General features: G+C 70.4%; 6 protein-coding genes and 1 pseudogene. 6 read left to right on the top strand and 1 reads right to left on the bottom strand.

Annotation, left to right across the window (positions count from 1 at the left end; genetic code table 11):
- From ACRWK7_RS16920 to ACRWK7_RS16895, 6 genes and pseudogenes are all read left to right on the top strand, one after another.
- A pseudogene (locus ACRWK7_RS16920) lies at window positions 1-287 on the top strand (MFS transporter); the annotation flags it as partial.
- A 33-nt stretch (window positions 288-320) separates the two neighbouring features.
- Window positions 321-1,211: a 2-hydroxy-3-oxopropionate reductase gene (gene glxR, locus ACRWK7_RS16915; protein ID WP_431857443.1), complete on the top strand. Its 891-nt coding sequence runs from the start codon at window positions 321-323 to the stop codon at window positions 1,209-1,211.
- Between the two features lie 11 nt (window positions 1,212-1,222).
- Entirely contained in the window at window positions 1,223-2,491 is a 1,269-nt protein-coding gene (locus ACRWK7_RS16910) for a glycerate kinase type-2 family protein (protein ID WP_431857442.1), read from the top strand.
- Between the two features lie 18 nt (window positions 2,492-2,509).
- On the top strand, window positions 2,510-3,280 hold the full coding sequence (locus tag ACRWK7_RS16905; RefSeq protein ID WP_431857441.1) for an aldolase/citrate lyase family protein: 771 nt from the start codon (window positions 2,510-2,512) through the stop codon (window positions 3,278-3,280).
- A gap of 161 nt (window positions 3,281-3,441) precedes the next feature.
- Window positions 3,442-4,971 (top strand): galactarate dehydratase, encoded by a 1,530-nt coding sequence (gene garD / locus ACRWK7_RS16900; protein WP_431857440.1) that lies wholly within the window; start codon window positions 3,442-3,444, stop codon window positions 4,969-4,971.
- A 16-nt stretch (window positions 4,972-4,987) separates the two neighbouring features.
- Window positions 4,988-5,827: an aldo/keto reductase gene (locus ACRWK7_RS16895; protein WP_431857439.1), complete on the top strand. Its 840-nt coding sequence runs from the start codon at window positions 4,988-4,990 to the stop codon at window positions 5,825-5,827.
- Between the two features lie 3 nt (window positions 5,828-5,830).
- On the opposite strand, the gene ACRWK7_RS16890 is transcribed toward ACRWK7_RS16895, so the two are convergent.
- Entirely contained in the window at window positions 5,831-6,904 is a 1,074-nt protein-coding gene (locus tag ACRWK7_RS16890) for a LacI family DNA-binding transcriptional regulator (protein WP_431857437.1), read from the bottom strand.
- Window positions 6,905-7,191 lie beyond the last annotated feature (287 nt).

Raw genomic sequence — 7,191 nt, 5'->3', positions numbered from 1 at the left:
TGGTCGGCTTCATGGCGCTGGCGTTCTTCGGCAAGGGCATCGGCGCGCTCGGCTGGGCGGTGATGTCGGACTGCGCGCCCAAGGAGATCACCGGCCTGTCCGGCGGCGTCTTCAACATGTGCGGCAACATCTCCTCCATCACCACGCCGATCATCATCGGCTACATCATCCAGACCTCCGGCTCCTTCAACGGCGCACTCCTCTTCGTCGGAGCCAACGCCCTCGTCGCCGCCGTCAGCTACCTCCTCATCGTCGGCGACATCACGCGCATGACGCTCAAGAAGTAACGCGCGAGCACACACCAAAGGAAAGCAAAGACCATGAGCAAGCTTGGATTCATCGGGTTGGGGATCATGGGTGCGCCGATGGCGGGGCACCTGCAGGCGGCCGGCCACCAGCTGTTCGTCAACACCGTCGGCCCGGTGCCGGACGCACTGACCAAGGGCGGCGCCACGGTGTGCGCCTCCGGCAAGGACGTTGCCGAGAAGGCCGACATCGTCTTCATCATGGTCCCCGACACGCCCGACGTCGAGAAGGTGCTGTTCGCCAAGGGGGGCGTCGCCGAGGGCCTGTCCGCCGGCAAGACCGTGGTGGACATGTCCTCCATCTCCCCGGTCGCCACCAAGGACTTCGCCAAGCGCGTCAACGAGCTGGGCTGCGACTATCTGGACGCGCCGGTGTCGGGTGGAGAGGTCGGCGCCAAGGCGGCCTCGCTGACCATCATGGTCGGCGGTCCGGAGAAGGCCTTCGAGACCGTCAAGCCGCTGTTCGAGCTGATGGGCAAGAACATCACCCTGGTCGGCGGCAACGGCGACGGCCAGACCACCAAGGTCGCCAACCAGATCATCGTCGCCCTGACCATCGAGGCGGTCGGCGAGGCGCTGCTGCTCGCCGCCAAGGCCGGGGCCGACCCGGCCAAGGTCCGGCAGGCGCTGATGGGCGGCTTCGCCAACTCCCGCATCCTCGAGGTGCACGGAGAACGCATGGTCAAGCGCACCTTCGATCCGGGCTTCCGCATCGAGCTGCACCAGAAGGACCTCAACCTCGCGCTCTCCACCGCGCGGTCGCTCGGCGTGGCGCTGCCCAACACCGCCACCGCGCAAGAGCTGTTCAACGCCTGCGCCGCGCACGGCGGCAAGGCGTGGGACCACTCCGGCATGGTGCGCGCGCTGGAGCTGATGGCCAACTTCGAGATCGGCCAGAAGGCGTGAGGGAGCCTGCCATGACCATCGCCCCCCGGGATCTCCTGCGCCGGATGTTCGACGCCGCGGTGAACGCCGCCCAGCCGGCGCACGGCGTGCCGCTGCACCTGCCGGAGCCCCCGAAAGGGCGCCTCGTGGTGATCGGCGCCGGCAAGGCCTCGGGGGCGATGGCCAGGGCTCTGGAGGACCATTGGCCCGGAGACCTCTCCGGGCTGGTGGTCACCCGTTACGGCTACAAGGTGCCGTGCGAGCGCATCGAGGTGGTCGAGGCCGCCCATCCGGTGCCGGATTCCGCCGGCCTGCTCGCCGCCGCCCGCATAGCCAAGCTGGTGCAGGGGCTGACGGCGGACGACACCGTGCTGTGCCTGATCTCCGGTGGCGGCTCGGCGCTGCTGGCCCTGCCGCTCGACGGATTGACGCTGGAGGACAAGCAGGTGGTCAACCGCGCCCTGCTGAAATCCGGCGCCACGATTTCCGAGATGAACTGCGTGCGCCGCCACCTCTCGGCGGTCAAGGGCGGCCGGCTGGCGGCCGCCTGCCATCCGGCCAAGGTCGTCACGCTGCTGATCTCCGACGTGCCCGGCGACGATCCCATGGACATCGCCTCGGGTCCCACCGTCGCCGACCCCACCACCTGCGCCGACGCGCTGGCGATCCTCCGCCGCTATGGCATCCAGGTGCCGCCCAAGGTGCTCGAAGTGCTGGAGAGCGGGCAGGGCGAGAGCGTCAAGCCGGGTGATCCGCGGCTGGCCCGCGCCGAGACGCGGATGATCGCCGCGCCGCAGATGGCGCTGGAGGCCGCCGCTTCCGTCGCCCGCGACGCGGGCTACGCGGTGCACATCCTGGGCGACGCCCTCGAGGGCGAAGCCAAGGACGTCGGCACGGTGCTGGCCGGCATCGCCCGGCAGGTCGCCCGCAAGGGGCAGCCGTTCACGGCACCCTGCGTGCTGCTGTCGGGCGGCGAGACCACGGTGACGGTGCGCGGCCAGGGCCGCGGCGGGCGCAACGTGGAGTTCCTGCTGGCGCTCGGCGTGGCGCTGGACGGCTGTCCGGGCGTGCACGCGCTGGCCGGTGACACCGACGGCGTCGATGGGCTGGAGGAGATCGCCGGGGCATACCTCGGCCCCGACAGTCTGGCGCGCGCCTGGAGGCTGGGCCTCAAGCCCAGGGACCGCTTGGCCGACAACGACGGGCACGGCTTCTTCGAGGTCTTGGGCGACGGCGTCGTCACCGGCCCGACCCTGACCAACGTCAACGATTTCCGCGCGATCCTGATCGACGCGCGCTGAAGGATGAGGAGACCACCCATGCAGATGCCGATCCCCGAGAACACGTTCAAGCGCGCGCTGGAGGCCGGTCGCTCGCAGATCGGCCTGTGGTCGATCCTGTCCAGCCACGTGACGGTGGAGATCATCGCCGGCGCCGGCTTCGACTGGCTGGTGCTCGACACCGAGCACTCGCCGAACGAGCTGCCGATGGTTTACAGCCAGTTGCAGGCCTGCAAGGGCGGCACCGCGCACCCGGTGGTGCGGGTGCCGTGGAACGACATGGTGACGCTGAAGCGCTACCTGGACATCGGCGTGCAGTCGTTCCTGATCCCCTACGTGGAGAGCGCCGAGGAGGCGGCCAGCGCCGTGGCCTCCACCCGCTACCCGCCGCACGGCGTGCGCGGCTATTCGGCCGCTCCGCGGGCGAGCGGCTTCGGACGGATCAAGGACTACCCGCAGGTCTGCGAGCGCGAGTTGGCGGTGCTGGTGCAGATCGAGACGCGCAAGGGCCTGGACAACATCGAGGCGATCGCCGCGGTGGACGGCGTCACCGGCCTGTTCATCGGGCCGGGCGACCTCGCCGCTGCCCTCGGCCACGTCGGCAACCCGAAGCACCCCGAGGTGCAGGCGGCGATCGAGGACGCCATCGCCCGCATCCGCAAGGCCGGCAAGCCGGTGGGCATCCTCAGCGCCGACGAGGCGTTGGCGAAGCGTTACATCGAGCTGGGCTGCACCTTCACCGCGGTCGGCTCCGACCTGGGCATCCTCGCCCGCGTCTCCGAACAGCTCGCCGCGAAGTTCAAGGGGTAACAAACGGAGCCCTCCCCCGCCTCCGGCGGGGGAGGGTTGGGTGGGGGGCAGCGGCGTGGGCGAGAATCAACGCCTGCCAACGGCGCCGCTGCCCCCACCTAAACCTCCCCCAGCGGGGCTGGGGGAGGGACTTTGCACACTTCGCTTCAAAGGCAACGGCCATGACCGACACGCCGCTCTACATCAAGGTGCACGCCGACGACAACGTCGCCATTGTCGTCAACGCTCTGGGCCTGCCGGCGGGGACCGCGTTCCCTTGCGGGCTGGTGTTGCGCGAGTTCGTCCCGCAGGGGCACAAGGTGGCCCTGCGGGACCTCGTCGAGGGCGAGGCGATCCTGCGCTACGGCGAGGTGATCGGCACCGCCGAGCGCGCGATCCCCAAGGGAAGCTGGATCGAGGAGTCGCTGGTCCGCCTGCCGAAGGCGCCGGACCTCCAGAGCCTGCCGCTCGCCACCAACGTGCCGGCACCCCAGCCGCCGCTGGAGGGCTGCACCTTCGAGGGCTACCGCAACCCCGACGGGTCGGTCGGCACCAAGAACGTGCTGGGCATCAGCATGAGCGTGCAGTGCGTGGCCGGCGTGCTCGACCACGCGGTCGAGCGCATCAAGAAGGAGCTGCTGCCGCGCTTCCCCAACGTCGACGACGTGGTCGCCATCGAGCACGCCTACGGCTGCGGCGTGGCGATCAACGCGCCGGAGGCGGTGGTGCCGATCCGCACTCTCCAGAACCTCGCCCGCAACCCGAACCTGGGCGGGCAGGTGATGGTGGTCGGCCTGGGCTGCGAGAAGCTGCAGCCGGAACGCCTGCTGCCGGCCGGTGCCGACGGCGCCACCAGCATCATGACCCTGCAGGACGAGCGCAACGTCGGCTTCGGCTCCATGGTGGCGTCCATCATGGAGATGGCGGAAAAGCGCCTGGAAGAGCTGAACCGGCGCCGCCGCGAGACCTGCCCTGCGTCGGATCTGGTGGTCGGCATGCAGTGCGGCGGCAGCGACGCGTTCTCGGGCGTCACCGCCAACCCGGCGGTCGGCTACGCGTCCGACCTGCTGGTGCGGGCCGGGGCGACCGTCATGTTCTCGGAAGTCACCGAGGTGCGCGACGCCATCCACCTCCTCACCCCGCGCGCCGTCAACGAGGAGGTCGGCCGCGCGCTGATCCGCGAGATGGACTGGTACGACCGTTACCTCGCCGCCGGGCAGACCGACCGCGCGGCCAACCCCTCGCCGGGCAACAAGAAGGGCGGTCTGGCCAACGTTGTGGAGAAGGCGCTGGGCTCCATCGCCAAGTCGGGCAGCAGCGCCATTTCCGGCGTGCTGTCGCCGGGCGAACGCGCCGACCGCAAGGGTCTGCTGTACGCCGCCACGCCGGCCAGCGACTTCGTCTGCGGCACGCTGCAGTTGGCGTCGGGCTGCAACATGGAGGTGTTCACCACCGGCCGCGGCACGCCCTACGGCCTCGCCATGGTGCCGGTCATCAAGGTGGCGACCCGCACCGCGCTGGCCGAGCGCTGGCACGATCTGATCGACGTGGACGCCGGGCGCATCGCCACGGGGCAGGCCACCATCGAGGACATTGGAATGGAATTGTTCCAGCTTATCCTTGATGTCGCCAGCGGGCGGAAGCAAACCTGGGCCGACCGCTGGGGCCTGCGCAATGCGATGACGCTGTTCAACCCGGCGCCCGTGACCTGACAAGACGGAGACGACCATGACGGTTCCGACGACGACGCTTCCCTCCGGCGAGGCTGTGCCGGTGCTGGGGCAGGGGACCTGGTTCATGGGCGAGGACGACCGCGAGCGGGGCGCGGAGGCGGACGCGCTCCGCCTCGGCCTCGACCTCGGCCTGACGCTGATCGACACCGCCGAGATGTACGGCGACGGCGGTGCCGAGGAGGTGGTGGGCGAGGCCATCGCCGGCCGCCGCGACGGCGTGTTCCTGGTCAACAAGGTGCTGCCGCAGAACGCGTCGCGCCGCGGCACCGTCGCCGCGTGCGAGCGCAGCCTGCGCCGGATGGGCACCGACCGCATCGACCTCTACCTGCTGCACTGGCGCGGCGGGCACCCGCTGGCCGAGACGGTGGCGGCGTTCGAGGAGCTCCAGGCCGCCGGCAAGATCCGGCGCTGGGGCGTCAGCAACCTCGATCCGCGTGACATGGAGGAGCTGGTGCGGGTGCCGGGCGGCGAGGCCTGCGCCACCGATCAGGTGCTCTACAACCTGACGCGCCGGGGTATCGAGTTTGACCTTCAGCCCTGGTGCCGCCGGCGCGGCATCCCGATCATGGCCTATTCGCCGATCGAGCAGGGCCGCATGCTGAACCATCCCGAACTGCGCCGCGTCGCCGGCCGGCACGGCGCGACCCCGGCGCAGGTGGGGCTGGCGTGGCTGCTGCGGCAGGAGGGGGTGATCGCCATCCCCAAGGCGTCGTCGCCCGGCCACGTGCGCGAGAACCGCGCGGCGCTCGACCTGCGGCTGACGGAGCAGGACCTCGCCGACCTCGACCGCGCCTTTCCGCCGCCGCGCCGGGCGCAGCCGCTGGAAATGCTGTAGGGCTTACGTCGTCGCGCGCTCGACGATCTCGAAGCCGACGTCGACCACCTTCTGCTCCACCGGCTTGTCGGCGAGGCGGTTGAGCAGCGCCTCGGCGGCGAGGCGGCCGATGGCGAAGCGGTCGATGCGCACGGTGCTCAGCGGCGGCGACATGTAGGCGGCGAAGTCCAGGTCGCCGAAGCCGATCACCGCGATGTCGCCGGGCACCGACAGGCCGCGCGCCTGCGCCTCCAGCACCACGCCGTGCGCCATGGAATCCGAGCTGCAGTGGATCGCCCCGCGGAACCCGTCGGCGAGCAGCCGGCTCAGCGCGTCGCGGCCCATGGCCAGCGAGCTGGGAGCCGGCGTGGTGATGCAGGTCACGTCGGTGACGCCCAGGGAGGCCAGCGTCGCGACGATGCCGTCGCGGCGGATGGTGGCGCGCTCGTCCTCGGCGCTGAACACGGCGACGCGGCGGTAGCCCTTGGCGTGCAGGTACTCGCCGACGCCACGCCCGACCGCCTGATGCGAGAAACCGACCGCCATGTCGATGGGCTTGTGCGACAGGTCCCAGGTCTCGACGATGGGGATGCGCGCGGCGCGCAGCTGCCGGCGCGTCTCCGGCGAGTGGGTGGTGCCGGTCAGGTACAGCGCGTCGGGACAGCGGCTGAGGATGGCGTGCAGCAGGTTGTCCTCCCGCTCCGCCGGGTAGCCCGACAGGCCCAGCAGCATCTGGTAACCGTCCATCGCCAGCCGGTCGGTCAGCGCCTGGATGGCGCCGGAGAACAGCACGTGCGTCAGCGTCGGCACCACCGCCGCCACCAGCTTGGTGCGGCTGGAGGCCAGCCCGCCGGCCAGCAGGTTCGGCACGTAGCCGGTCTCCGCGATGGCCTTGCGGACGATCGTCTGGATTTCCGGCGTGACCGATTCCGGGCGGTTGATGACCCGCGACACGGTCATCGCCGACACGCCGGCCAGCTTCGCCACGTCCTCCAGCGTCACCCGGCCGCTCGACGGGCGCACGCCACGGCCGGTGCCGGTCTTGGCCGTGGCCGCCTTGGTGGCCTTGCGGGGGGGGAGGGTCGGTGTGTCGGACACGGCGGGGTTCCTGGAAAGGGCACTACATACGATGTATGCGCATGCTCAGCAAGGGCGGTAGCCCCCGCACTGATCACGTGTAGCGTGTGGTGCCGCTTTGCAAGGCGCGGGCGGAGCCGTTCTCCTGCCGACGCGCTTGCAACACCTCTGCCAGCGGGGCGGGGGAGGGGAGCAGGTTCGCCCTACCCCGAAAAAGCGCGGCCATAACGTCGCACCCCACTTGCGGGCGGCGTTGGTTAGCGCTAACAATCGCAGCGCTATTGTGAGCGCTAACACGAGAAGACGCG

The sequence above is a fragment of the Azospirillum sp. genome (assembly GCF_050789165.1).
The sequence above is the reverse complement of the archived record's forward strand: the minus strand, read 5'-3'. Positions and strand labels throughout refer to the sequence as shown.